General features: G+C 55.3%; 23 protein-coding genes and 1 tRNA gene. 12 read left to right on the forward strand and 12 right to left on the reverse strand.

Going from position 1 to position 26,430, the window contains the following annotated elements:
* Window positions 1-106: 106 nt before the first annotated feature.
* Complete coding sequence (locus DXA66_RS11845; protein ID WP_118529136.1) at window positions 107-1,396, forward strand: O-acetylhomoserine aminocarboxypropyltransferase/cysteine synthase family protein; 1,290 nt, start codon at window positions 107-109, stop codon at window positions 1,394-1,396.
* 145 nt (window positions 1,397-1,541) lie between these two features.
* Here DXA66_RS11845 and DXA66_RS11850 read toward each other — a convergent pair whose 3' ends face one another.
* The 4 genes from DXA66_RS11850 to DXA66_RS11865 form a co-directional block, all read right to left on the reverse strand.
* Complete coding sequence (locus tag DXA66_RS11850; protein ID WP_118529137.1) at window positions 1,542-2,408, reverse strand: carbohydrate ABC transporter permease; 867 nt, start codon at window positions 2,406-2,408, stop codon at window positions 1,542-1,544.
* A gap of 2 nt (window positions 2,409-2,410) precedes the next feature.
* Window positions 2,411-3,382 (reverse strand): carbohydrate ABC transporter permease, encoded by a 972-nt coding sequence (locus tag DXA66_RS11855; protein ID WP_118529138.1) that lies wholly within the window; start codon window positions 3,380-3,382, stop codon window positions 2,411-2,413.
* Between the two features lie 103 nt (window positions 3,383-3,485).
* On the reverse strand, window positions 3,486-4,928 hold the full coding sequence (locus DXA66_RS11860; RefSeq protein WP_097776696.1) for a twin-arginine translocation signal domain-containing protein: 1,443 nt from the start codon (window positions 4,926-4,928) through the stop codon (window positions 3,486-3,488).
* An 85-nt stretch (window positions 4,929-5,013) separates the two neighbouring features.
* Window positions 5,014-6,021: a LacI family DNA-binding transcriptional regulator gene (locus DXA66_RS11865; protein ID WP_118529139.1), complete on the reverse strand. Its 1,008-nt coding sequence runs from the start codon at window positions 6,019-6,021 to the stop codon at window positions 5,014-5,016.
* A 314-nt stretch (window positions 6,022-6,335) separates the two neighbouring features.
* On the opposite strand from DXA66_RS11865, the gene DXA66_RS11870 reads away from it, so the two are divergent.
* The 3 genes from DXA66_RS11870 to DXA66_RS11885 all read left to right on the forward strand — a co-directional run bounded on the left by DXA66_RS11870 (window position 6,336) and on the right by DXA66_RS11885 (window position 9,590).
* Window positions 6,336-6,524 (forward strand): hypothetical protein, encoded by a 189-nt coding sequence (locus DXA66_RS11870; RefSeq protein ID WP_097776694.1) that lies wholly within the window; start codon window positions 6,336-6,338, stop codon window positions 6,522-6,524.
* Window positions 6,525-6,540: 16 nt separating this feature from the next.
* Entirely contained in the window at window positions 6,541-8,976 is a 2,436-nt protein-coding gene (locus tag DXA66_RS11875) for a GH36-type glycosyl hydrolase domain-containing protein (RefSeq protein ID WP_118529140.1), read from the forward strand.
* A gap of 176 nt (window positions 8,977-9,152) precedes the next feature.
* A complete protein-coding gene (locus tag DXA66_RS11885) occupies window positions 9,153-9,590 on the forward strand; it encodes a hypothetical protein (protein ID WP_243089100.1) in 438 nt (145 codons plus the stop codon).
* Window positions 9,591-9,790: 200 nt separating this feature from the next.
* Here the strand turns inward: DXA66_RS11885 and DXA66_RS11890 are convergent, their stop codons facing one another.
* Together DXA66_RS11890 and DXA66_RS11895 are read right to left on the reverse strand one after the other, a co-directional pair.
* Window positions 9,791-10,042: a DUF6061 family protein gene (locus DXA66_RS11890; protein ID WP_118529141.1), complete on the reverse strand. Its 252-nt coding sequence runs from the start codon at window positions 10,040-10,042 to the stop codon at window positions 9,791-9,793.
* Between the two features lie 174 nt (window positions 10,043-10,216).
* A tRNA-Leu gene (locus DXA66_RS11895) sits at window positions 10,217-10,303 on the reverse strand.
* A gap of 230 nt (window positions 10,304-10,533) precedes the next feature.
* Between DXA66_RS11895 and DXA66_RS11900 the strand changes: the two genes are divergently transcribed.
* Together DXA66_RS11900 and DXA66_RS11905 are read left to right on the forward strand one after the other, a co-directional pair.
* Window positions 10,534-10,908: a DUF3592 domain-containing protein gene (locus tag DXA66_RS11900; RefSeq protein ID WP_118529142.1), complete on the forward strand. Its 375-nt coding sequence runs from the start codon at window positions 10,534-10,536 to the stop codon at window positions 10,906-10,908.
* Between the two features lie 14 nt (window positions 10,909-10,922).
* Window positions 10,923-11,876: an FKBP-type peptidylprolyl isomerase gene (locus tag DXA66_RS11905; RefSeq protein WP_118529143.1), complete on the forward strand. Its 954-nt coding sequence runs from the start codon at window positions 10,923-10,925 to the stop codon at window positions 11,874-11,876.
* Window positions 11,877-11,933: 57 nt separating this feature from the next.
* Here DXA66_RS11905 and DXA66_RS11910 read toward each other — a convergent pair whose 3' ends face one another.
* Both DXA66_RS11910 and DXA66_RS11915 read right to left on the reverse strand, forming a co-directional pair.
* A complete protein-coding gene (locus DXA66_RS11910; protein ID WP_118529144.1) occupies window positions 11,934-13,709 on the reverse strand; it encodes an ABC transporter ATP-binding protein in 1,776 nt (591 codons plus the stop codon).
* Entirely contained in the window at window positions 13,706-15,445 is a 1,740-nt protein-coding gene (locus DXA66_RS11915; RefSeq protein ID WP_305775257.1) for an ABC transporter ATP-binding protein, read from the reverse strand. Before DXA66_RS11915 ends, DXA66_RS11910 begins: the two co-directional genes overlap by 4 nt.
* A gap of 199 nt (window positions 15,446-15,644) precedes the next feature.
* On the opposite strand from DXA66_RS11915, the gene DXA66_RS11920 reads away from it, so the two are divergent.
* From DXA66_RS11920 to DXA66_RS11945, 6 genes are all read left to right on the forward strand, one after another.
* Window positions 15,645-16,595 (forward strand): glycosyltransferase family 2 protein, encoded by a 951-nt coding sequence (locus DXA66_RS11920; RefSeq protein WP_118529146.1) that lies wholly within the window; start codon window positions 15,645-15,647, stop codon window positions 16,593-16,595.
* 165 nt (window positions 16,596-16,760) lie between these two features.
* Window positions 16,761-17,861 (forward strand): SseB family protein, encoded by a 1,101-nt coding sequence (locus tag DXA66_RS11925; RefSeq protein WP_005946528.1) that lies wholly within the window; start codon window positions 16,761-16,763, stop codon window positions 17,859-17,861.
* A gap of 91 nt (window positions 17,862-17,952) precedes the next feature.
* A complete protein-coding gene (gene dnaK / locus DXA66_RS11930; RefSeq protein WP_097776682.1) occupies window positions 17,953-19,767 on the forward strand; it encodes a molecular chaperone DnaK in 1,815 nt (604 codons plus the stop codon).
* 164 nt (window positions 19,768-19,931) lie between these two features.
* Entirely contained in the window at window positions 19,932-21,470 is a 1,539-nt protein-coding gene (locus tag DXA66_RS11935) for a glucosyltransferase domain-containing protein (RefSeq protein ID WP_118529147.1), read from the forward strand.
* A 175-nt stretch (window positions 21,471-21,645) separates the two neighbouring features.
* The gene (locus DXA66_RS11940) at window positions 21,646-22,368 is read left to right on the forward strand and encodes a glycosyltransferase family 2 protein (protein ID WP_347562884.1); all 723 of its coding nucleotides are present in this window, start codon (window positions 21,646-21,648) and stop codon (window positions 22,366-22,368) included.
* A gap of 52 nt (window positions 22,369-22,420) precedes the next feature.
* Entirely contained in the window at window positions 22,421-22,846 is a 426-nt protein-coding gene (locus DXA66_RS11945; RefSeq protein WP_118529148.1) for a GtrA family protein, read from the forward strand.
* A gap of 233 nt (window positions 22,847-23,079) precedes the next feature.
* Here DXA66_RS11945 and DXA66_RS11950 read toward each other — a convergent pair whose 3' ends face one another.
* From DXA66_RS11950 to DXA66_RS11965, 4 genes are all read right to left on the reverse strand, one after another.
* On the reverse strand, window positions 23,080-23,844 hold the full coding sequence (locus tag DXA66_RS11950) for an amino acid ABC transporter ATP-binding protein (RefSeq protein WP_097776679.1): 765 nt from the start codon (window positions 23,842-23,844) through the stop codon (window positions 23,080-23,082).
* Window positions 23,834-24,598, reverse strand: a complete 765-nt coding sequence (locus DXA66_RS11955; protein ID WP_118529149.1) for an amino acid ABC transporter permease — start codon at window positions 24,596-24,598, stop codon at window positions 23,834-23,836. The genes DXA66_RS11950 and DXA66_RS11955 overlap by 11 nt, the downstream gene beginning before the upstream one ends.
* Window positions 24,599-24,709: 111 nt before the next feature.
* Window positions 24,710-25,549: an amino acid ABC transporter substrate-binding protein gene (locus tag DXA66_RS11960; RefSeq protein WP_118529150.1), complete on the reverse strand. Its 840-nt coding sequence runs from the start codon at window positions 25,547-25,549 to the stop codon at window positions 24,710-24,712.
* A gap of 196 nt (window positions 25,550-25,745) precedes the next feature.
* Window positions 25,746-26,321 carry a nitroreductase family protein gene (locus DXA66_RS11965; protein WP_097776676.1) on the reverse strand — a complete coding sequence of 192 codons (576 nt, stop codon included), beginning with the start codon at window positions 26,319-26,321 and terminating at the stop codon, window positions 25,746-25,748.
* Between the last annotated feature and the right edge of the window lie 109 nt (window positions 26,322-26,430).

A 26,430-nucleotide genomic window follows, 5' to 3' on the forward strand; every position in this document is an offset into this window, starting at 1 on the left:
CAGAATCGCTTTGAATTGTGTTTGCCCGGTGCGCTTTTGTATCACGCATCGGGATTTTTTGTATCATAAAATTATACTAAAAGTACAAATAGAGAGGTAAAATACTATGTCTGACTATAAATTTGAGACCCTGCAGCTTCACGTTGGCCAGGAGCAGGCCGATCCCGCAACCGATTCCCGTGCAGTGCCTATCTACCAGACCACTTCCTATGTGTTCCGCAACAGCCAGCACGCAGCAGACCGCTTCGGCCTGGCAGACGCAGGCAACATCTACGGCCGTCTGACCAACTCTACGCAGGATGTGTTCGAGAAGCGCATCGCTGCTCTGGAAGGCGGCGTGGCTGCTCTGGCTACCGCTTCCGGTGCTGCTGCCATCACCTACACCATCGAAGCACTGGCACAGGCTGGTGACCACATCGTGGCTCAGAAGACCATCTACGGCGGCAGCTACAACCTGCTGGAGCACACCCTGACCCAGTTCGGTGTCACCACTACCTTTGTCAATGCACACGATCTGGCTGAGGTGGAGAATGCCATCCAGCCCAACACCAAGGCCGTCTATCTGGAAACTCTGGGCAACCCCAACAGCGATATCCCCGATATCGACGCCATTGCAGCCATCGCGCACAAGCACGGCCTGCCGCTGGTCATCGATAACACCTTCGGCACCCCGTATCTGATCCGTCCCATTGAGCACGGCGCAGATATCGTTGTTCATTCCGCCACCAAGTTCATCGGCGGCCACGGCACCACGCTGGGCGGCATCATCGTGGACAGCGGCAAGTTTGACTGGAAGACAAGCGGCAAGTTCGGCAATATTGCTGACCCCAACCCCAGCTACCACGGCGTTTCCTTTGCCGATGCAGCAGGCCCCGCAGCTTTTGTCACCTACATCCGTGCAATCCTGCTGCGTGATACCGGTGCCACCATTTCGCCGTTCAACGCCTTCCTGCTGCTGCAGGGCACCGAGACCCTGAGCCTGCGCATCGAGCGCCATGTGGAGAACACCAAGAAGGTGGTCGAGTTTCTGGCAAACCACCCGCAGGTGGAGAAGGTCAACCACCCCTCCCTGCCGGATCACCCGGATCACGCCCTGTACGAGAAGTACTTCCCCAACGGCGGTGCATCCATCTTCACCTTCAACATCAAGGGCGGCCGCGAGGAAGCGTTCAAGTTTATCGATAATCTGAAGGTCTTCTCCCTGCTGGCAAACGTTGCTGATGTGAAGAGTCTGGTCATCCACCCGGCTTCCACCACCCACAGCCAGCTGAACGACGAAGAGCTGGCCGAGCAGCAGATCTATCAGAACACCATCCGCCTGTCCATCGGCACTGAGCACATCGACGATATCATTGCTGATCTGGAAGCAGGTTTCGCAGCCGTCCGCGGCGAGTAAATCTTATCCCCTTAAAACCTCCGACAGAATGTGTATGCCTTGTTTTTTCTCCTGATCTCTTCCAAAAATTCCTTATATCCTAAACACAGCAAAAGGGTCCCGGCATTTTCTCCGGGACCCTTTTGTTGTTTGCGGCAAAATGCCGTCAGCCTTTCACGCCGCCCAAAGCAACACCGCGGACGATGAACTTGGAAAGCAGCAGGTACACGATGATGACGGGCAGAATGGCGATAGCCACCATCATGTAAACCTTGCCCATATCAAACTTGAGGAAGTCTGCACTGCGCAGCTGTGCAATCAGGATGGGCAGGGTCTTTTTGTCGGCGCTGTCCAGCACCAGAGCGGGAATGAAGTAGTTGTTCCAGCTGGCCACGAAGGAGAAAATGGCCTGCACTGCCAGAGCGGGCTTCATAATGGGCAGCACGATCTTGTTGAAGGTGTAGAACTCGCCTGCACCGTCGATGCGGGCAGCCTCTACGATCTCCATGGGAAGGGAAGCGTCCAGATACTGCTTCATGAAGAAGAACACGGTGGGCGCTGCAATGCTGGGCAGGATCAGCGGGATAAAGCTGTTCTTCAGGCCCATCTTGGTGATGAGCTGCAAAAAGCCCAGAGCGGACACCTGCGTGGGCATGGTCATAATCAGCAGGATAATGGCGAACGCGGCCTTTTTGAATTTGAAGTTATAGGCGTAGATGCCGTAGGCCGTCAGGGCCGAGAAGTACACGCTGAGCGCCGCCGAGCAGGCGGAGACGATCAGGCTGTTGCGGATGCCGGAGACGACAGGGATGTTGGCATCGGCCAGCACGTTTTGGAAGTTGGTGATGAGCGATTTGCCCGGCAGCAGCGAGAAGCCTTTCTGGATCTCGAAGTGGGTGCGGGTGGAGTTGATCACCAGCACATAGAAGAAGAACAGGCACAAAAAGCTGATGAGCACCAGCACCAGATAACACCATGCGCGGCGTGCAGCCAGTGTTGCTTTTTCCGATTGATTTCTAGGAGTGTGTGCCATAATCATTTCCCTCCTTTTGCTGCCTTTTTGGCGGCGTTCAGTTCTTTGCGCTGGGCGCGGGTCAGGCCGTCATCCTCCTTGGTAAGGGAGAAGTAGACCACAACGCACAGCACTGCGCACACGAGGAACAGCACCACGGATACAGCACCGGCCATGCCGTAGTTCTTGCTGAACAGGTGGTTGTTCAGGTACATGATCATGGTGGTGGAGGTGCGGTCCGGGCCGCCCTTGCCGTTGGTCAAAATCTGCGGCACATCGAACATCTGCAGGCCGCCGATCATGGAGGTGATCATGACGTAAACAAGGATGGGACGGATCAGCGGAATGGTGATCTTCCAGAACATCTGGTTCGGGGTGCAGCCGTCCAGTTCAGCCGCTTCGTACAGGGTGGGATCCACGCCCATGATCGCAGCCATCAGCATGATGGTGGTGTTGCCGAACCACATCAGGAAGTTCATCAGGCCGATCAGCCCGCGGTTGCCCCACACGGTGTTCAAAAAGCTGATGGGTGCATCGATCCAGCCCATGCTCTGCAGCACGGCGTTCACCGGGCCGTTGTCCGAGAACAGCGCGAAGAACAGCATTGCAAAGGCGGAGGCCATGATCAGGTTGGGCATGTAGATGACCGTTTTGAAGAAGGTCTGGCCCTTCAGCTTCAGGCGCAGGTCGGTGAACCATGCTGCCAGCAACAGGGAAATGGCAATCTGCGGGATAAAGCCGATGATCCACAGAATCAGCGTGTTGCCAAAGTACTTGGGCAGATCGGTTGCGAACAGGGTAATGTAGTTTTTCAGGCCCATAAAGTTCGGGCCAATGACCTTCAGGCCGCTGCGGTAATATTCAAAAAAGCTGTAGTAAATGGTAGATGCCAGAGGGATCAGCTGGAATACCGCGAAGATGATGAAGAACGGCGCAATGAAGATGTAGCCCCATTTCGCGTAGCTGATCGACCCTTTCTTTTTCTTTTCTCCCATAAGGATCGCCTCCTGATAAATTTGCGGAAAGAACAGGGGCGGGCGGGAACAGCGTCCGGCCCGCCCCTGCGTATTCACTTTTCCGTTTTAGGGTCGGCTGCTATTATGCGGGCCACACCACGTCGGTCAGCTCAGGATACTTCTCCTTGATAGCGGTCTCGAAGTTTGCCTTTGCGGTATCTTCGTCCACGTTTCCGGTAAAGTAATCCTTGAATGCGGTCTGGAAGCTCTCGTTCAGGCCCTGATCATACGGACCAGCGTTGGACATATCGATCTTGGTTGCAGCCTCTGCAAACAGAGCGATGTGGTTCTGGCCGCCCAGGAACGCGGAGCTGTAATCGCTGTTTGCAATCTCGTTCATAGCCTTCTCGTTGTTGGTGTAGTCCTGCGTATCCATGGTGATCTGCTTCATGATGGCCTCATCGCAGGTCAGCTTCTGCATAACATCCTTAATGGTTTCGATGTTGTCGCTGCCGGCTGCGCCGCAGATCCAGGTGCCGCCCCAGTAATAGGGCTGAGGGCCTTCGCACACAGCGTAATCGCCGTAGATACCGTTGCCAACTTCTTCCTTGCCGCCCTCAGCGACAGGAGTCTCCAGCGAGTTGCCCAGCAGAGTGAAGTTGATGCCCCAGGTGGAGTAGAAGAAGCCGAACACCTTACCGGTGGGACCCTGATCGGCTGCCCACTGGCTGTCCCACAGGCTGGACTTGTTGTTATAGCCCTTATCGGTGTACTCCTTGGTCTGATCGACCCACTTCATAATGTTCTCATCAACGGTAACGGTAGTGCCGGTGACCCACGGAGCTGCCACGTTGTTGGAGAAGGTGCGGTATGCATCATCAAAGCCGGACAGCATCTTGTAGCCCTTGGCGGCTGCCTGTGCAGCTACATCATTGAACTTATCCCAGTCGGACAGGTAGGTCTGCACTTCGGCGGGATCATCGGTGCCCAGAACATCCTTGGCAATGCTGCGGCGGTATGCAAACAGACCGGGAGTTGCCTGCCAAGTGGTGCCGCGCTGGCTGCCGTCCACAGTAACGATGTCCTTGGTGTACTGGTACTGGCCAGCCAGATCGTCGTCGGTCAGGCCGATGTCTGCCTTGACATCCAGAACATAATCGGAATCCACATACTTCAGAGCATAGTCAGCCTCGATCAGGAAGATGTCGATCTTGTCATCATCAGCAGCGCTGTCCTGGCTCAGCAGGGCTTCGTCCAGCTTGTTCTGATAGTTGTTGTTCTCGTTGGCATTGATGGTCCACTTCACAACGGTGCCATCCTTCAGGGTGGTGGTGGACTTGTCGGCTGCGATCTCGGAAACTTCCGGATAGTAGTCGTTGAAGCGGCTCTGGAACTCATCATTCCAGCACCAGATGTTCAGCACCTTGCCGCCTGCTGCGGGAGCTTCGGAAGCAGCTGCGCTGGATGCGGGAGCTGCAGAAGAGGCGGTGCTGGTGGAAGAAGAACCACCACAGGCAGCCAGAGCTGCACCAATGGTCACGACACCGGAAGCGAGCAGGAAATTACGACGAGAGATCTTTTTCATAAGGGTAAACCTCCTTCATGGTTTTCCATTATTAGCAAAAGTTTTCTTCAAAAAAGGTTCCGTAGCAAGAGCCTTTGGAGACATATTAAAGAATGCTGACCGACCCGCCGTCCAGCAATTTGCCGGAAACGCGGATCTGTTCGGGCAGGGTCACTCTTGGATGCTCGATCAGCTCAATGAGCTTGTCGGCAGCCGTGCGGCCCAGCGCGGCGGTGTTCTGCTGGTAAGTCACCAGCTGAGGCTTGACCACCCGCGAGAGGTAGATGCCGTCGTAGCCCATCACCGAAACATCCTCCGGGATCGAAAGCCCCTTTTCGCTGATGGCGTTGTAGCCGCCCAGCGCGGAGAAATCGTCCGGGAAGATGATGCAGGTGGGCGGCTGCGGAAGCTCCAGCAGCGCTTTGGTCTCGGCGGCACAGCGGTCGGCATCATGGTAGATACCCTCCCGCACATAAGCTTCCGGGATCTTCAGGCCCAGCTCTTCGCAGGCCTGATAGAAACCTGCAACACGGTTCTCGGTAACGGCGGTCTTTTCGCCGTGGATAAAGGCGATGCGGCGGTGGCCGCAGGCCCATGCCTGCCGTACCAGTGCCTTCAGGCCGGAAACGTTATCCGAGAGGATCGCCATGCGGTTATTGAACACATGATCGATCGTGACCACCGGCACCTCGCTGTTCACCAGCTCCACCACCTGCGGCTCGTAGAAGTTCACGCAGGCGATCACCACACCGTCCACATTGCGGTAGCGGCAGTGCTCAAGGTAGCTCATGCTCTTGCCGCTGATATTGTGGTTGATAAAGGTGATGTCGTAGCCGTGTTTCTCGGCTTCCACCTTGAAGCTGTCCAGCACGGCGGAAAAGTATTCGTGGGTCAGGCCGCTCTGCCGTTCATCTACGAACAGAACGCCCAGATTGTAAGTACGGTTTGTTTTCAAGGAACGGGCGGCGGCGTTTGGCATGTAGCCCATACGGTGCGCTGCGGCCCGCACCCGTTCTCGTGTGGCAGGCGAGATATCCGGCTGGTCGTTCAGCGCCTTGCTGACCGTTGCCACCGATACGCCGCATTCCTTTGCCAGATCTTTCAGGGACGGCATCGCTCGTTTGCCTCCTTCCGAAGAACGTTTTACGGGGGATGTTTACCATCAAGTCCTTAATCGTTTTCGCAATCTCATAATAGCGTATTCTGTACGAAAAATCAAGCTAAAAAGAATAACTTCCATTGCTTTTGACCCATTTTTGGCGTTTTGTTCGTTTCTGAAGAACCGAAATTGTGCATCTCGGATGGATTTCGTTACATTTCGGTTAAAATCAAAAGATTTTCGTTGCGGTTTCGTTACGATTTTCGCCGTATATAATATTACCTATAAATTGTGTTTCAACGTTTTCGCTTACAGGAAGCACAAAAAGCGTGCTTGAAATGAATTTTCTGAAAATCATGGAAACATGCGTATTTATGAAAGATACTTTCAGAAATTTTTTAGAAAATCCTCTTGCTTTTTTGGCCTGCTTGGGCTATGCTAGAAGCAAAGAGAATGCTTTGATCGTCTGTCTTAATCGTTTTCGCAAAAGCGATGCCGCCGGGGCTACCGGCAGCTGATAAGGAGGAAGCATTTATGAAATTCGGCCATTTTGATGACGCACGCAAAGAATATGTCATCACCACCCCGCGCACGCCTCTGCCCTGGATCAACTACCTTGGCAGCGAGGATTTCTTCAGTCTTGTCTCAAATACGGCGGGCGGCTACAGCTTTTACCGCGATGCGCGGATGCGCCGCCTGACCCGCTACCGCTATAACAGCTCCCCGCTGGATATGGACGGCCACCACATTTACATCAAGGATGGCGATACCGTCTGGAACCCCGGCTGGCAGCCCACCAAGACAGAGCTGGACAGCTACGCCTGCCGCCACGGTCTGGGCTATACTATTCTGGAGGGTGAGAAGAACGGTGTTTCCGCTGCGCAGGAGCTGTTCGTGCCCACCGGCGATGCCTGTGAGCTGGACCGCCTGACTTTGAAAAATAAAACGGATGCCGTAAAAGAGCTGGATGTGTTCAGCTATGTGGAGTTCTGCCTGTGGGATGCCATTGACGACAGCTCCAACTTCCAGCGCAACTTCTCCACCGGCGAGGTGGAGGTGGAGCCGGCCATCATCTACCATAAGACGGAATACCGTGAGCGCCGCAATCACTATGCGGTATTCTGGAGCAATACGCCCGTTACCAGCTTTGATACCACCCGCGATGCCTTCTGCGGTGTGTATGGCGGCCCTGCAGACCCGCAGGCCGTCCGCGCCGGGCACTGCTCCGGCAGCATTGCCCACGGCTGGGCACCGGTGGGCGCGCTGCACATCCATGTCACCCTTGCACCGGGTGAGGAAAAGAAGATCCTCTTCGGTCTGGGCTACATCGAGAACCCACAGGAAGAAAAGTTCACGGCTCCCGGTGTCATCAACAAGGAGCGTGCCCATGCCATGATCGCACGCTATGCCACCGATGCACAGGTGGACGCGGCCCGCAAGGCGCTGGCCGACCACTGGGAAGCTCTGCTCTCCACCTACCATCTGGAATCCGGCGAGGAAAAGCTGGACCGTATGGTAAACATCTGGCACCAGTATCAGTGTATGGTCACCTTTAATATGAGCCGCTCGGCCAGCTACTTTGAAAGCGGGACCGGCCGCGGCATGGGCTTCCGCGACAGCTGTCAGGATCTGCTGGGCTTTGTACATATCATCCCGTCCCGCGCACGGGAGCGCATTTTGGATATCGCCGCCACCCAGTTTGAGGATGGCAGCGCCTACCACCAGTACCAGCCCCTGACCAAGAAAGGCAACCGCGATATCGGCACCGGCTTCAACGATGACCCGTTGTGGCTCATTGCCGGCACTGCCGCCTATCTGCGCGAGACCGGCGACTGGTCTATTCTGAACGAGCAGGTGCCCTTTGATAACGATGCCAGCAAGGCACAGAGCCTGATGGAGCATCTGCACCGCAGCTTCAACTTTACCGTCACCCACCTTGGCCCCCACGGCCTGCCGCTCATTGGCCGCGCCGACTGGAACGACTGCCTGAACCTGAACTGTTTCTCGGAGCACCCGGGCGAGAGCTTCCAGATCACCGGTCCCAGCGAAGGCCCTGTGGCCGAAAGCGTGTTCATTGCGGGCATGTTCGTCAAGTATGGCCACGAGTACGCCGAACTGTGCGACCACCTGAACCTTGCCGATGAAGCCGCTGCGGCCCGCAAGGCCGTGGACGGCGTGGAACAGGCGGCCCTGACTTCTGGCTGGGACGGCGCATGGTTCCGCCGCGCCTACGATGCTTTTGGCAAGCCTGTTGGCAGCAAGGAGTGCACCGAGGGCCAGATCTTCATTGAGCCGCAGGGCATGTGCGTCATGGCTGGCATTGGCAAGGAGACCGGTCAGGCCGCGCAGGCATTGAAGAGCGTAGAGGAACGGCTGGATACCAAGTACGGTGTGGTTCTGCACCAACCTGCATACACCAGTTATCAGCTCAATCTGGGCGAAATTTCCAGCTATCCTCCGGGATACAAGGAGAACGCCGGCATCTTCTGCCACAACAACCCGTGGATCAGCTGTGCCGAAGCCGTTCTGGGCCACGGCGACCGGGCCTTTGAGGTGTACCGTAAGACATGCCCGGCCTACATCGAGGATATTTCTGAGATCCACCGCACCGAACCCTATGTTTACAGCCAGATGGTGGCCGGTAAGGATGCCCCCACCTTTGGCGAAGCAAAGAACAGCTGGCTGACCGGCACTGCCGCATGGACCTTCTTCAATGTGAGCCAGTATATCCTTGGCATCCAGCCCACGCTGGACGGCCTGAAGGTAGACCCCTGTATCCCACACACGCTGGGCGGCTTCACCGTTACCCGCCGCTACCGGGGCGCAACCTATCACATTGCAGTGGATAATACCGCTGCAGTCCAGTACGGTGTGAAGAGCGTCGCTGTGGATGGCAAGCCCATTGAGGGCAGCCTGCTGCCGCTGGCACCGGAAGGCGCTGTGGTAGAGGTGCAGGTGACCATGGGATAACCTTTACTGCATTTTCATAATTTCTCCTTCGTGCGGTTCTGAAAGAACAGCGGCCTCCGCATTACGATCCTGCTTGGCATCATATTTGCCTTGCAGGACTTCATCTGCAAGCTGCCGACCAATCTCGTGGGCCTGCTCCGGCGTGGTTTCACCCGGATGTCGGTGGTGTCGATACGATGCAGTGTGCCCGCCCCTGCCACGACACCCTCTATTCAAGTTTAGAGGTGGCCGAAAAATTATCGGCTGCTGAACAGAGCGGCCATGTGCCTACAGAATTGGTGCCGCGCTGTCCCAAGTGCGGCGGTCCCATGGACATCCACATGGGTGCGGGTCAGAGAATGATTCCGGATACCGCTGCCCAAGCACGGTTCCAAAACTTTCTGAAAACCTACCACGGGAAGAAACTGGTAGTTCTGGAGCTGGGCATTGGCTGGCGCAATCAGCTGATCAAGGCTCCGATGATGCGTCTGGTGGCCAGCGAGCCAAACGCCACTTATGTGACCATCAATCTGGGCGAGGTCTACATTGCGGACAATATCAAAGAGAAGTCCTTTGGACTGGACGGGCGGCTGGATGAGTTGCTGCCTGCTCTCCGGGAGGCGTGCGAGGCATAACGATTTACGTATTTTCCGGACATAGCAAAACCTCCTCGTGTAGTTCTATTATCCTACACGGGGAGGCTTTTTGTCTATTGTCTAATTTTTATGGGTCGGTTCAATTTTACACCTCTCCGGAGGTTTACGCAACTATTGGGATGGTCTCCAAAAAAATGCTGGACAACACCAGCTCAAAAATGGTATTGTCCAGCATTCATTTAGATTTCCAGCCTGTGGCTCCCAGTTACATTTTTCAAATATTCCTTCGGATCGCCATTCAGAATCAAATCGGCATAGCCAAGCGGGTCATTGTAGATGAGGTAGTCCAACTCCGACCTCTGCGCCATGGTCACGTCCAATTCACCCTCGACCCCAGTGCAGTCAATGGAGATCATTCTCCCATCCCGGAGCAGCAGCTCCACGCAGCCGGTATCCATGTTGAAATGGCAGGCTCTTGCATCGTACTTCATGCTTGTGTCCTTTCTGCCTTACGGCACCTTTACAGTTGTGACTTTTGTTATACGGTTCTTCTGATAAGGTTTTGGACACACAGCCGTCGGGAAGGAGCCTTCATTTTGCTTTCCGAAGAAAACAAAAAATCCGAACCCTTCTCCTATCGAGAAAAGGTTCGGATTTTCATGGTTTGGTGCGGATAAGAGGACTTGAACCTCCACCGAGTTGCCCCGATTAGAACCTGAATCTAACGCGTCTGCCAATTCCGCCATATCCGCATATTCTGTTTTGTTCGTGAGCTGTGTTGCTCGGAACGATAGTTATTATACCAGATATACGAAGAATGTCAAGCATTATTTTCAGATTTTCTCGACAAAATTTTGCTTGAAAATTGATGCATTCTGAATGGCAGCTGCAGGGCGAAATTTTTGCCAGAATGTGATACAATAAACAGGACGCGCCGGGAGGGTGTCCTGCGCGCAGACTGAGAAAACGAGGGAAATGCAGAATGTTCAATATCATTATTTTCCTGCTGGGAGCAGGCATCATGTTCTTTATGGCTCTGCGCAGTGTGCTGGCACGGCGCAGGCTGTGCACGCAGGGGCAGAAGGTCACGGCCACGGTGGAGGGCACCGTGCAGAGCCGGGATGGCGGTGCCTATGTGCTGGCCTTTACCACCGCAGGCGGTAGCCATCGGCTGCACTACCCGAAGCCTGCGCACGGCAAAAGCTTTGCGGTGGGGGACACCGTCACCTTATATTATGACCCCGAAAACCCGGAAAAAATGTATGTAGAGGGCGACCGGGCCACGCTGGGAGCCGAGGTGCTGTATGCCGTGCTGGGTGTGGCCCTGCTGGTGCTGACCGTGGGCATTGCCCGCTGAAAGGGGAAAAGAGGATGAAACTGGAACATTTTGGCATGGCTGAGCCGGGCGACTGCCGTCTGGTATTCACAGCCGGTGCTGAGGAGCTGGCGGCAGCCGTTGCACAGGTGCAGGCGGAGCCGGACGCGCCGCAGGAAGAGGACGGTCTGCTGACCGAGGCGGTGAATCGCACCATTCTTGGCGGCTTTTCGGCGCTGTATGAGCAGCTGGTACAGGAGTACCATGTGGTGCCGGTGACCGACCCGGATTTTGAATTGCTGGCGGTGAACCGGGCCGAGGGCTTCCGGGCGGGTGCACAGTTTTATGCGCTGCCGCCGCTGGAAGTGGGGCAGTACACCGGTTTCGTGCAGGCCGTGGAGCCGCACCCCATCCGGCAGCTGACCATTGAACTGGAGATCAACCGTCACCACGGCGACGAGGAGCGTGCAGCCGATGCAGCAGGCAAGGCGGCGCTGCGGCAGCAGGTGGCCCGCGAGATCTGGGCACAGCGCTGTGCACAGGCGGTGCAGCGGGCACGCAAGGAGCTGGTATGGCAGCTGGGCGATGCAGTGAAAGGCCCGCTGCCAAAGCAGCTGGTGGGCGGTAACTATTTTGCCGAGCAGCGCCAGTTCAACCTGAGCCTGCAGGCCAATGGCATCAACTTTGACCAGTTCCTTAAAGTGCGCGGCCAGACGGTGGAAGAGTTCCGTGCATGGCTCCATGCGCAGGCAGAGCGCAAGCTGCGCAGCTGGCTGGGGCTTCTGCTGGTGGCAGAAAAGGAGGGCCTTGCACCCACGGACGCCGAGGTGGAAGCAGCTGCTGCCCACTGGGATGCCAAGCTGGACGGCGAGCGCACTTTCCCCGCCAACGATGCACGCAAGGTGCGCCAGCGTCTGGCCCGGGAGCGGGCGGAGCAGTTCATCGTGGAGCATTCCACCCTCACTCCGCCGCCCGATGAACCCATCGTGCAGAAAGTTGAAAGCAAATAATAATAAAAAGGAGCGATGCAGTGCACCGCTCCTTTTTGTTATTATTATCAGGAACTCTCAGGTCTCCACGCCTTCGAACTGGCTGTTGTAGAGCTTGGCGTAGAAGCCGTTTGCAGCAAGCAGCTCGTCGTGGCTGCCCTGCTCCACGATGTGGCCGTCCTTCATCACAAGGATCACGTCCGCCTCGCGGATAGTGGAAAGGCGGTGCGCCACAATAAAGCTGGTACGGCCCTGCATCATGCGGGCAAAGGCTTTCTGGATACGCACCTCGGTGCGGGTATCGATGGAGGATGTTGCTTCGTCCAGGATCAGCATCGGCGGCAGGCAGAGCATCACGCGGGCAATGCACAGCAGCTGCTTCTGGCCCTGACTGATGTTGCCGCCGTCCTCGGCGATGACGGTATCGTAGCCCTCCGGCAGGCGGCGGATGAAGCTGTCTGCATGGGCGGCTTTGGCTGCTGCCACGATCTCTTCAAGGCTTGCATCCGGCTTGCCGTAGGCAATGTTTTCCCGCACGGTACCGGCCCGCAGCCATGTATCCTGCAGCACCATGCCGTAGCTGCCGCGCAGGGAAGCGCGGGTCACATCCCGGATGTCGGTGCCGGACACCTTGATGGAACCGCCGTTCACATCATAGAAGCGCATGAGCAGGTTGATGAGGGTGGTCTTGCCGCAGCCGGTAGGGCCGACGATGGCAATGCGCTGGCCGGGCTTTACGTCGAGGGAAAGGCCCTCGATCAGCGGGCGGTCGGGCAGGTAGCGGAAGGAAACATCCTCCAGCTGCACATGGCCGTCCGGCTGCAGCACGGAGGCGTTCTCGACTTCAGGCACCTGATCGTTGGCATCCAGCAGCTCGAACACGCGGGCGGCGCAGGCCAGAGCATTCTGCAGCTCGGTGACTACACCGGAAATTTCGTTGAAGGGCTTGGTGTACTGGTTGGCGTAGCTCAAAAACACGCTCAGCTGGCCGATGGTGATGCCGCCCCGCACCGCGTACACGGCACCCACAAGGCCCACGCCTGCGTACACGATGTTATTCACAAAGCGGGTGGCAGGGTTGGTCAGGCTGGAAAAGAAGATGGCCTTCAGGCTCACGTCCTGCAGACGGCCATTCACCTCGTCAAAGGCGGTAAGGCTCTCGGCCTCGTGGCCGAAGGCCTGCACCACCTTCTGGCCCTCGATCATCTCGTTGACCAGCGCGGTCTGCTCGCCGCGCACGGCGCTCTGGCTCTGGAAGTAACCATAGCTGCGCTTGGCAAGGAAGCTTGCCACCACGAGGCTCAGCGGGGTGATGCACACCACCACCAGCGTGATGGGCACATTCTCGCTGAGCATGAACAGCAGGGTGCCGAGGATGGTCAGCACGCCGCTGAACAGCTGTGTAAAGCCCATCAGCAGGCCGTCCGCAAAGGTGTCCACATCGGCCACCATGCGGCTGACGATATCGCCGGAGGGATGGCTGTCGAGGTAGGACAGCGGCAGGGTCTGAATTTTGCGCAGGGCTTCGTTGCGCAGGTCGCGGCTGACAAGGAAGGTGATGCGGTTGTTGCACACGCTCAGCAGCCACTGCGCAAGAGCGGCCACACCGGCAACCACCAGCACCTCGATGATAATGCGCATCACACCGCCAAAATCTACGGAACCCTTGCCCAGCATCATATCAATGGCGCTGCCGCAGAGGATGGGGATATACAGCTGTGCACCCACGCTCACGGCAGCAACGATCAGGCTGCACACCACAAACAGGGAATAAGGTTTGATCTTGCCCAGAACACGGGTCAGAGTGGCCTTGCGCTGCTGCGGGGTCAGCTTTGTTTTTGCTTTTGCACTCATTTCTGCGCATCCCCTTTCTTGAACTGGCTCTCGTAGATCTCCTCGTAGACGGGGCAGGTCTGGCGCAGCTGGTCGTGGGTGCCGATGCCCACCAGATGGCCGTCGTCCAGCACCAGAATTTGATCTGCGTGCTGCAGGCTGGCAGCGCGCTGGCTCACGATGAACACGGTCAGGCTGCCGGGCAGAGCAGCCAGTGCCTTGCGCAGGGCGGCATCGGTGGCATAGTCCAGTGCGCTGGCGCTGTCGTCAAGGATCAGAATTTCCGGCTTGCCCACAAGGGCGCGGGCGATGGTCAGGCGCTGCTTCTGTCCGCCGGACAGGTTGCGACCGCCCTGCTCCACAGGCTCGTCCAGCCCAAGGGGCTTGGCTTTGACGAACTCCGCAGCCTGTGCTGTTTCCAGTGCAGCCCACAGGTCCGCATCGGTGGCATTCTTGTTGCCCCACAGCAGGTTGGAGCGGATGGTGCCGCCAAAGAGCTGGGCCTTCTGCATGACCATGGCTGCCTTGCCGCGCAGTTCTTCGCGGGGATAGTTCCGGGCATCGCGGCCCATGATCTCCACCGTGCCTTCGGTGGCATCGTAGAAGCGGGGAATCAGGTTGACAAGGCTGGATTTGCCGCTGCCGGTACCGCCGATGACACCAATGGTCTGGCCGCGCTTTGCAGTGAAGCTGATGTCGGAAAGGCTGGGTGCACCGGCACCCGCATAGGTCAAGCTTACATGCTCAAAGCGCACGGCATCGCCGGATTTTTCGGCGGGCACCTCGCCCAGAAGCTTTTCCGGGAAGGCCATGCCGGGCGTGGTGTCCAGCACAGCCTGCACGCGGCCTGCGCAGGCCAGCGCCTTGCTCACCTGCACGATCAGGTTTGCCAGCTTGACCAGCTCCACAAGGATCTGGTTCATGTAGTTCACCAGCGCGATCACGTCGCCGGAAGCCATGCCACCCACATTGATCTCAATGCTGCCCACATAGAGCAGTGCCACAATGGCAATGTTGATGAGCACATAGGTCAGCGGGTTCATCAGGGCAGAGATATGGCCTACATGGAGCTGCATCTTGGTCAGCAGATCGTTGGCATTCTCAAAGCGCTCTACCTCGCTCTTTTCCTTATCAAAAGCGCGCACCACGCGCACGCCGGTCAGGTTTTCACGGGTCAGGCCCAGCACCCGGTCAAGGCGATTCTGTACCGTCTTGTACAGGGGCCGGGTAGCAGCCATGATGCCGAACACCACCACGCTCAGCAGCGGGATGGTCACTACAAAGATCAGCGCTGCACGGGCATTCACTGTAAAGGCCATGACCATGGCACCGATCACCACGAACGGGCTGCGCAGGAACAGGCGTAAAAACAGGTTCAGGCCGCTCTGCACCTGATTCACGTCGCTGGTCATACGGGTGATCAGGGTGCTGGTGCCGAGGGTGTCCATCTCGGTAAAGCTCAGGGTCTGGATGTGCTCAAACAGGGCGTGGCGCAGAGCTGTGGAATAGCCCACGGCCGCCTTTGCGGAAAAATACTGTGCCGTCAGGCTGCAGGCAAGGCCGATCATGGCCAGCAGCAGCAAAATGCCGCACCGCACAAGAATATAGTGGAAGTCGTGGGCGGCAATGCCGATGTTCACGATATCCGCCATGACCAGCGGCACGAACAGGTCGAACGTGGCTTCCAGCATCTTGAAAAGGGGCGCAAGCACGCTCTCGCGCTTGTAGTCCTTCAGATAGCCTAGCATCTTGTTCAAGGCGATACTCCTTCTTTCTTGCATTATAAGGTTTATGAAATCCTACTTATTATAGCGTACAAAAACTTAAAAAGCCATAGAAAATGTTTTTATTGCAAAAGTGTGCTGAAAACCGCCGGGCAAAATGCCGAAAACGGTTGAAACCAGGGTGGGGGTATGCTACAATGATTTTAAATATTGCACAAAAGGGGAAACAGGAATGCTGATAAGTTTGGTCGTTCCGTGCTACAATGAGGAAGAATCACTTCCCATTTTTTATAAAGAGGCCAGCAAGATCGCACAGCAGATGGGAATATCCCACGGAGCAGATTTTGAGTTCATCTTTGTGGATGACGGCTCAAAAGACCGCACACTGCAGATCGCGCGGGAATTGCACCGGAAAGATGTCCGTGTGCGGTACATCTCCTTCAGCCGGAACTTTGGCAAGGAAGCAGGCATTTATGCCGGATTAAAAGCGGCAAAGGGCGATTATGTAGCAACGATGGATGCGGATCTGCAGGACCCGCCCTCGCTGCTGCCGGAAATGCTGGAGCTGCTGCTCTCCGGCGAATATGACTGCGCGGCCACCCGCCGCACGACACGCGAGGGTGAACCGCCCGTTCGCAGCTGGTTTGCCAAAAAGTTTTATCAGATCATCAATAAGCTCTCGGATACAGAGATCGTGGATGGAGCAAGAGACTTCCGCCTGATGAGCCGCAAAATGACTGATGCCGTGCTGAGCATGGCGGAATATAACCGCTTCAGCAAGGGCATTTTCAGCTGGGTCGGCTTTAAAACGAAGTGGATCGACTACAAAAACGTAGAGCGTGTGGCGGGCACAACAAAGTGGAACTTCTGGGGTCTGCTCAAATATTCGATCGAAGGCATTGTGGGCTTTTCCACAGCTCCGCTGCTGATGGCGGCGGGCCTTGGCCTTGCCTTTTGCGTATTGGCGTTTGTAGGCATCATGATCGTGGTGGTGCGTGCACTGATGTTCGGCGACCCTACTTCCGGCTGGCCGAGCCTTGTCTGCATTATCCTTTTGTGCAGTGGTGTGCAGCTGCTGTGTACGGGAATTGCGGGCGAGTACCTTGCCAAAACATATCTTGAAACAAAGCACAGACCAATCTATATTGCTGCTGAGACCGAAGAAGATCTGGACGCGGAATAAGGCGTTTCAGGAAAAATGTATTTTTAACGGGGTGCCAGAAGAAGCTGATCTGGCACCCCGCTTTTTTTGAGCAGGGAAAAATGGATACATACAGATAGGCGTTGTACCCAAAGCCATTTCCTGCTATACTAAAAATTGACTAGAAACTGGAAGAATGGTGAGCAGATGGCAAAAAGACAAGACGGCGGCATCCGGCTGCGCCCGGTGGGCACCCGCAAGCATCGGCAGAACGCTCCGGCCTACAGCCCGGCGGGCACCGGCTGCCCGGCCTTTGAGCAGGCAGTGGAAAATTTATATAAAGGCCAGAACGAAGAAAGCTTCTGGACGCTGATGGGCGCTTTGAACTATGCACTGGAAATGGAGACCCATGTTCTGGTGCCGCTGCGCACGGCACTGACGGTGCACAACACGCCTGCACCGTGGACGGAGCATCCGGTGCCCACGGCAAAGGCTAAGGACCTGCAGCTGTGGACCCTGCGCAACGAGAAGGGCCGCACATGGCTGCCTATGTTCACCTCTGCAGCTGCGGCCTGCGCCGACCGCAGCACTTCTGCCCGGCCAATGGCGGATTACACCCTGCAGGATGCCATGGAGCTGGCCCTTTCCACTGAGGGGATTGACGGCGTGGTGCTGGACCCGTGGAGCCACTCGGCTACGCTGGACGGCGCTCTGCTCAACGGTTTGCTGCACGCGGGCCATACGCCGGAAGACCCCGGTGATGAGAAAGCGGATGCCGGAAAGGAAGCCGCCCGCAAGGGCAACTGGGCGCAGGCTGTGGAATGCTTTGAAAAAGCAGCCGAGCTTGGCAGCACCATGGGACTTGCCCTGCTGGCAGACTGCATTTATAAGGGCCGCGGCACCCGCACGAACCGTGCCGAGGCCCGCCGCATGTGGAAGGAAGCAGCGGACAGCGGCGAGATCTTATCCAACATTGCACTGGGCGATGACTGCGCTGCCCGGGGCGACAATGGCCGGGCACTTTTGTATTACCGCCGTGCCCGCGCCAACGCAGCCCATATGCCGGATATCGAGTACACTCCGCAGGTGTGCCTGCGTGTGGCCCAGACCGAAACGCGCTACACCAGCCGCAAAAAGGCGCTGGCACTGGCCGCAGAAGCAAGGCAGGGCTTTTCCATCAAGGCCCGTGAACACGAGCCGGACGCAGAGCAGTGGCTGGCCGAAGCTGACCAGCTCATCCGGGAACTGACCAGTGAACTGCCTGCCCGAGCCACAGCTTACGACATGGAATCTTTACAATTGGACTAAAAAATCGTCATATCGGGACGGTAAGATATACTCGGAAATGATTTGAAGAGCTGCGCCCAAGATGCACAGCACCGGAGAGGAAACAGACAGTATGAGCAAAGTAATCGGCATCGATCTCGGCACGACCAATTCCTGCGTGGCAGTGGTGGAGGGCGGCAAGCCCGTGGTCATCACCAATGCGGAGGGTGAGCGCACCACCCCCAGCGTTGTGGCCTTCACGAAGGACGGTGAACGTCTGGTGGGCGGTGCGGCCAAGCGCCAGATCGCCACAAATTCCGGGCGCACCATCTCCAGCATCAAGCGCCATATGGGCAGTGACTACCGGGTGCACATCGACGGCAAAGACCTGACCCCGCAGGAGATCAGCGCCATGATCTTGGCCAAGATCCGCCGCGATGCCGAGAGCTATCTGGGCGAGCCGGTGACCGAAGCGGTCATCACGGTGCCCGCCTACTTCGACGACAGCCAGCGCAAGGCTACGCAGGATGCAGGCCGCATTGCAGGCCTGAACGTGCTGCGCATCATCAACGAGCCTACTGCTGCCGCTGTGGCCTATGGTTTGGATAACGAAGCATCGCAGAAGATCCTCGTCTACGACCTCGGCGGCGGCACCTTTGATGTGTCCATCATCGAGATCGAGGACGGGACCTTTACGGTGCTTGCCACCGGCGGCGACACCCATCTGGGCGGCGACGACTTCGATCAGCGCATCGTGGAATATGCCGTGGCCGAGTTCAAAAAGTCGGATCGCATCGACCTCTCCCGCGACCCGGCAGCTATGGGCCGGTTGAAAGAGGAAGCCGAAAAGGCAAAGAAGGAGCTTTCTGCCGCGCCGTCGGCACAGCTGAACCTGCCCTTTATCGCAGTGGGCAAGGACGGCCCTCACCACTTGGATATCTCGCTTTCCCGCCCGCAGTTCGAAATGATGACCGGCGACCTGCTGGCCCGCACAGTGGCTCCCGTGCAGAATGCGCTGCGGGATGCAGGCATTTCCGCCAGCCAGCTGGGCAAGGTGCTGCTGGTGGGCGGCAGCACCCGGATGCCTGCGGTGGAGCGTCAGGTGAAGGAGCTGCTGGGCTGCGAACCCAGCCACAGCCTGAACCCGGACGAGTGTGTTGCCATGGGTGCGGCGGTACAGGGCGGTCTGCTGCAGGGCGGCGGCAAGCTGGCCGGTGCCACCGGCGCAGCGGCGCAAGGCCTTGTGCTGATGGATGTGACCCCGCTGACCCTCTCCATTGAGACGCTGGGCGGCGTGGCCACCCCGCTGATCACCCGCAACAGCATGATCCCCACCCGCAAGAGCCAGATCTTCACCACCGCACGGCCTATGCAGACCAGTGTGGAGATCAACGTGCTGCAGGGCGAGCGACACTTTGCCCGCGACAACAAGAGTCTGGGCAAATTCAAGCTCACCGGCATCCGGGCAAGCTTTTCTTCCAAGCCGCAGATCGAAGTTACCTTCGATATCGACGTGAACGGCGTGGTGAAGGTGTCTGCCAAGGACCTTGGCACCGGCCGGGAGCAGAACATCACCATCACCGGCAGCACCAACCTTTCGGAAAATGAGATCCAACGCGCCATGGCAGACGCTGCCGCCTATGAGGCCGAGGACAGCCGCCGCAAGGAGCGGCTGGACCTGCACAATCAGGCCGAGGTGCTGGCCTACAAGGTGGACGAGGCTCTTTCCAAATGCAAAAAGGAGCTGGACAAGGACGAGAAGAACCGCATCAAAACCGACCTCGCCAACCTCCGCCGCTGCCTGCGCAAGGATAAGCCCGAAAAGATGAATGAAAACGAGGAAGCCGCCCTGCGTCAGGCCAAGACCCAGCTGGAAGAAAGCGCCAACCATCTGATGGTGCTTTATACCAGTGAGCAGGGAACAGATGGTACGAATAATGCGCTGTAAAAGCTGCAATAAAATAGAGTGATGAGAACTGTGCTCTGTGGATAATAGAAACCACAGAGCACGTTTTTTTGCAGAAATAGTTGCAGGAGATAGGCTGACATTGTATAATACAACTGTATGGTTTTGGCTAAATTCGGGAATGATGCCTTGTTTGGGAGGAAGACATGGAAAAAACTGCGGAAAAGCTAAAGGTAAATGAGAGCCTGTTAAAAACAGTACTGTGCAGTGCTACTTTTTGGGGATTGTTGGCGCATGGCATGGTTCTGTTCAACAAATACTCATTCCATGATGATGCACGGTATTTCAACGATGTGGGCGCTACTTACGAATCTGGACGGTGGATGCTGGGCATTCTTGGAAGTCTGAGTGCAAATTTGCTGGGTAGTAAAAACTACAGCCTGCCAGTGGTAAATGGTACGATTACGATTTTGTGCATTGCAGCAATCGTATATCTGCTGGCGGATAGTTTGAGGATCCAGTCAAAGCCTCTTGTTATTCTGCTGTGCGGAAGTATGGTGACATTTCCGTCAGTGACGGGAACATTCAGTTACATGTTTACTGCACCATACTATTACGCTGCGTCCCTACTGGGAGTGGTTGGAGCATGGATTTTTCACCAGAAAAAGAATTTTGTCGCTCTATTACTCTGCACGGTTTTGATGGCTTGTTCTGTTGGTGTGTATCAGGCAAATATCCCGGTTTGCATCTGTACATTGTTGCTTTATATGATGGAAGATGTCCGGCAGTCTGATATGAGCTGGAAAGCGTTTTGGAAAATGGCTCTGTGTAATGCAACTGTGTGCATTGGGTTTATTGCGGAATATTTTCTAGTCAATCAATTTTTTCTGAATCAGTTTGGCGTTGTTTTGACGGATTACAAAGGTATCAATCATTTTGGAAGAACAAATCTGAGCAATTATATTTATCGGATGTTGTGCGGCTATGGATCTTTCTTTTATCCAAGCACTGCTGTGGAAGACTTCAGCGCAAGATATATCTATACTTTGTTGATTGTTGTTACTGCGATCATTGCCATATTTGTGCTCCGGAAAATGTATATTCTTAAGACTCCAAAAGGATCTCAAACCCTATTGATCCTAATCGCATATCCTATTGCAGCATGCTTTGTATACCTGATGGTAGAGCCTTGGGATGTTCATGCCGTAATGACTTTTGGACAGGCGTTTGCCTTTGCTTTGGTTGTATGGCTTATTGATAAATATCCCGAAGATAGAACAAAAGTAGAAGGTGCCCTATGTAAAGCCGCTGTTGCCCTATTAGGAGTACTTGTGACTCTAAATATTCGTTACAGCAATATCCTCTACCTAAAAGCAGACGTGATGCAGACACAAATGATCAGTTATTACACAACTTTGATCACACGAATTGAAAGTGTTGAAGGTTATACTGAAGATGCGCAGGTTGTTTATATCGGGGAGTATGACAAGCACGATAAAAATTTTGTTGGAGTCAGCGAGTATTTCGATGATTTGGATCTGCCCACATATAAAGGGGAACTTATTTTCAATGATTACGCATGGAAGGAAACCATGGAGCTTTGGTGTGGTTTTGCGCCGGAATTAGGAGATGCCGCAGAGTTTGAGGGCAATGCAGAGGTGGCATCTATGCCTTGCTACCCGGAACAGGGCTCGATCCGGTGTATCAATGGGAAAATCGTTGTCAAATTTGCGGATGAGCAGTAAACGCTGTAAAAAAGCAGGAAGGTCAAATGAAAAAATTATCTTTGGTCATTTCAGTTTATAACGAAGAAGCCGTTCTGGAAAAATTCTATAATGCCTTTTGCAACATAGAGCAAGATTTGAAATATGGGGGGAAAATGAACTAATTTTTGTAAATGATGGTAGTACCGATGCCAGTATGAATATTCTGGAAGTGATTGCGCAACAGAACAAGAATGTCCGTGTAATCAGTTTTTCGCGAAATTTTGGCCACGAGGCTGCCATGATTGCAGGCATCGATCATGCTGCGGGGGATGTGATCATTTGCATGGATGCCGACCTGCAGCACCCTCTGGAATGCATCGCCCCCATCATGGCGAAATTTGAGGAAGGCTATGAGGTTATCAGCATGGTCCGAACCTCCAACAAATCGGCAGGTGCCATCAAAAACTTTACATCCAGAGCATTCTACCGGGTGATCAACGCCTTATCTGATCAAGTAAAGCTGGAGGAAAATGCATCGGATTTCTTTGCCATCAGTAGCCGTGTGGCAGATGTTCTGCGTACAAATTACCGTGAAAAGACTCGTTTTCTGCGTGGATATGTACAAAGCGTTGGCTTCCGGAAAACAACGCTGGAATACACTGCTGCGGAAAGAGCTGGCGGGGCCAGCCACTATACGCTGAAAAAACTGATGAATTTTGCAATCAGCACCATAGTCGGTTTTTCTGATTTTCCACTGAAACTCGGCCTCTATGCCGGTGCTGTAAGTTTTCTTGCTGCTGTGCTTTTTGCTATAAGTGCACTGTGCGGCTTCCGCGAGTATAAGGTGATTCTTGCGGCATTCAATGTTTTATTTGCTGTTCTCTTTTTGCTGGTCGGAATTATGGGTGAATATTTTCCGTTGCATTCGCAGAGCTGAAAAACCGTCCGATCTATATTGTGGAAAAAGAAATCAATTCCGGGCGCTGCGTATGATACAAACAATAAAGCAGCTTTATTTTCGTTATAAGGAATTGATCAACTATGTGATCATAGGTGGTCTGACTACGGTAGTGAGTCTGGTAAGTTACTGTTTTTTCACTACAGTTTTTCTGGATCCGCAAGACCTATTTCAACTGATGGCTGCCAATACGTTCTCATGGATCTGCGCGGTTTCTTTTGCTTATATCACAAACCGAAAGTTCGTTTTTGAAAGTAAAAGCACTGATAAATTGCGCGAAATGCTAAAATTTTTCAATGCGAGAGTTTCTACTCTTCTTATCGAAATGGCCTGCATGACATTGCTGGTAAATATTTTACACTGGTATGACAGAATTTCCAAATTTGTGGTACAGTTTATTGTTATGGCGTTGAACTATATTTTTAGCAAATTGTTTGTGTTTCGCAGTAAAGAATAACATACAAGCAAAGGGACTGTTGCACATCGTTTTAGCCGAAAGTGCAGCAGATACTTTCAAAATCAATCGTATAATCAAACAATTCAAAAGGGCACGTGCATCACAAATCCATCGAAAATTTGTTGCGCATGCTTTTGTTTTAGGCGTTGATACCGCTTGATTCTTACGCCTATTCGTACAAAAGAAGGGGCTGTCGCATGTGCAACAGCCCCTTCTTTTTTTCATTTCTTACATTACAGCATCTTGGAAAGGAATGCTTTCAGTCTGGGATGCTTCGGGTTCGTGAACAGTTCCTGCGGCGGCTCGTCCTCCTGGATCTTGCCGTCATCGATGAAGATGACGCGGTTGGACACCTCACGGGCGAAGCCCATTTCGTGGGTGACCACCAGCATGGTGATGCCGGTGTGGGCAAGCTCCTTCATCAGTTCCAGAACCTCGCCCACCATTTCGGGGTCGAGGGCGCTGGTGGGCTCGTCGAACAGGATCACGTCCGGATCCATGGCAAGGGCACGGGCAATGGCAATACGCTGCTGCTGACCGCCGGAAAGGCTCTTGGGGTAGGCATCGGCCTTGTCGGACAGGCCCACGCGGGCCAGCAGCTCGTCGGCCTTGTCGGAAATGGCCTGCTTATCCTTGAGCTTGAGCAGGGTGGGGGCCAGCTCAAGGTTCTTCTTCACGGTCAGGTGGGGGAAGAGGTTGAAGTGCTGGAACACCATGCCCATCTTCTGGCGCACAGCATCAATGTGGGCCTCGTCCACCTCGGTGCCCTCAAATTTGATGCTGCCGGAGGAGGGGATCTCCAAACGGTTCAGGCAGCGCAGAAAGGTGGATTTGCCGCAGCCGGAAGGGCCGATCAGGCAGACCACATCGCCGCGGTAAATATCAATATCGATGCCCTTCAGCACGTCCAGAGTGGGGGTGGGCTGCTTTGCGCCCGGCTTCTTTTCGCCGCCGTAGGTCTTTGTCAGGCCGCGGACTTCCAGAATTTTATCGGTCACTTTGAGCCAGCCTCCTCTCAAACTTTGCCAGCAGACGGGTGAACAGCATGACCAGCACAAGGTAGATCAGCGCATCGCCCAGCAGCGGGAACATGGCCTCGTAGGTGCGGTTCATGATGCCCTGTGCGGCGTACAGCAGCTCCTTGCCGCCGATGACCGTGATCAGGGAAGTATCCTTCAGCAGGATAATGAACTCGTTGCCCAGTGCGGGCAGCACCGCACGGATGGCCTGCGGGATGATGATGACCACCATGGTGGTCATGTAGTTCAGGCCGAGGCTGCGTCCGGCCTCCATCTGGCCGGGGTCAATGGCCATCAGACCGCCGCGGATGATCTCGGACACATAGGCACCGGAGTTGATGCCCAGTGCCAGCGCACCCACCATGGTAAAGTTGCGGCTGTTGGCAAAGATGACCATGCTCATGATGAGCAGCTGCACCATCATGGGCGTGCCGCGGATGATGGTGGTGTATACCTGACACACCGCATTGAAGAAGCCCAGCACCGGGTTCTTGTGGCCGGGGCGCTGCTGGTCGTGCGCCACACGCACCAGTGCCACCACGCTGCCCAGCACGATGCCCAGGGCCAGCGCAATGGCAGTGACCAGCAGGGTGGTGCCTACGCCGTTGATGTACTGGAGCCAGCGGTCTTTCAGGATGAACGCCTGATAAAACTTGAAGAAGAAATTCTGCCCGAAGCTGAGCGTAGTGCCGCTGTTGAGCAGCTCTTTGAGCAGTTCGTACTGTGCAGCCATTCGCATCCTCACTTTCCTGTTTTGTTAGAATTTTGTAACCTTATTTTTCCAAAAAAGGGGAGGTGCCCCAGTTGGGGCTGCCTCCCCGTGGTTCCGTTATCAGCCAGCTGATTATTCAGCGGTGATGTACTTGTCCACGATGGACTGCAGGGTGCCGTCGGCCTTCAGCTCTTCCAGAGCGGAGTTGATGGCGTCCTCCAGCGGAGAGCTCTTTGCCATGCCGATGGCGTAATCCTCCTCGGCGTAGCTGGTCTCCAGCACCTTCAGGCCGGGGTTGGCAGCCACATACTCCTTGGCGGGAGCGTTGTCGATGACCACGGCGTCCACCTGACCATTGTTCAGGGCCTGCACAGCGGTCAGACCGCTGTCGTAAGCCACCACAGCGTCCTCGCCGAAATCATCGGTGCAGTAGATGTAACCGGTGGTGCCGCGCTGGGTGCCGATCTTCTTGCCTGCCAGATCATCCGGGGAAGCAATGTCGGAGCCCTCGGGAACGATGACGGACTGGATGCCGGTAGCGTAGCTGTCGGAGAAGTCCATCACGGCCTTGCGCTCGTCGGTAACGGTAACGCCGGCCATAACGATGTCGGCCTTGCCCTGCTGCACGCTCAGCAGAGCGGCATCAAAGTCCATGTCATCGATCTGCAGCTCCAGACCCAGCTTGTCAGCGATGGCCTGAGCAGCCTCGATGTCGATGCCCTCGAACTCGCCTGCATCGGTGGTCATCTCATACGGAGGGAAGGTTGCGTTGGTAGCCATGGTCAGCTTGCCAGCCTCAACGGTGGTCAGCTCGCCAGCGGCAGCGCTGGTGGAAGCAGCTTCAGAAGAAGCAGCAGAGCTTGCCACGGAGGAAGCGGTGCTTGCGGAAGAACCACCGCAGGCAGTCAGAGCCAGAGCGGCAACGGACAGACCGGCAGCTGCCAGAAAGCTGCGACGAGAGATCTTTTTCATATTCAAACACTCCTCAAATGTACTGTATGTTTTTGCGGTACGCCGGAACGATGCGATTCATCGAACATCTGGCGAACGAATTTAGTATAGATTGTACAAATTGAAAAGTCAATACTTGTGCAAAAAATCTCATCAATTGAAACCGAATTGAAAACAATTATACAAAAAATGCGTTGAAGAAATGTATATATACAAATTATAGATATTTTGCGATCTCTTCTTTGCTCCGCTTTGGCACGCAGTAATCCCGGTTCTCGTCCAGATAATACTTTACGCCGGTCTCAGCCGTCAGCGGCACAATGTGAGCCTTGTGGGCCGGGTAGCCGAACGCCACCATGAATGCCAGCTTCTGCGGTTCTTCAATGCCCAGCAGTTCGGTGAGGGCGGGCTTGTTGATCGCGCCCATGATGCAGCTGCCCACGCCTTTGTCCCATGCGGCAAGGGTCATGTTGGCAAGGGCAATGCCGGTATCGGTGGCAAGGTCGCCGGGGATGGAGGTATCCTGCACTACGGCCACATACAGGGTGGGCAGCTCGTCGGCTTTGGGTGTGCCCTGCTCCGGCGGCAGATAGGCAGCCCACTTGACCAGCGGCTGCACCTTTGCCACCTCCTCGGGCTTGTTCACCACCACCAGACGCACAGCCTGACGGTTGGCTCCGCAGGAGGACAGGCGGACGGCCTCGACGATATCATCCACCACATCCTGCGGAACAGCTTTCTGTGCAAAGCGGCGGTAGGTGCGGCGGCTGACAAGAGTATCCATAACAGACATAAAGAGCACCTCTTTTGTATAAGTACTGTCAAAAGTATAGCAGATGCGGCAGAGTCTTGCAACGCTCCGGCGCAAAAAAAGCTTGCACGCTGGGCAGTGATCTTGCCTC

The organism is Faecalibacterium sp. OF03-6AC (assembly GCF_003478175.1).
Lineage (GTDB): Bacteria > Bacillota > Clostridia > Oscillospirales > Ruminococcaceae > Faecalibacterium > Faecalibacterium taiwanense.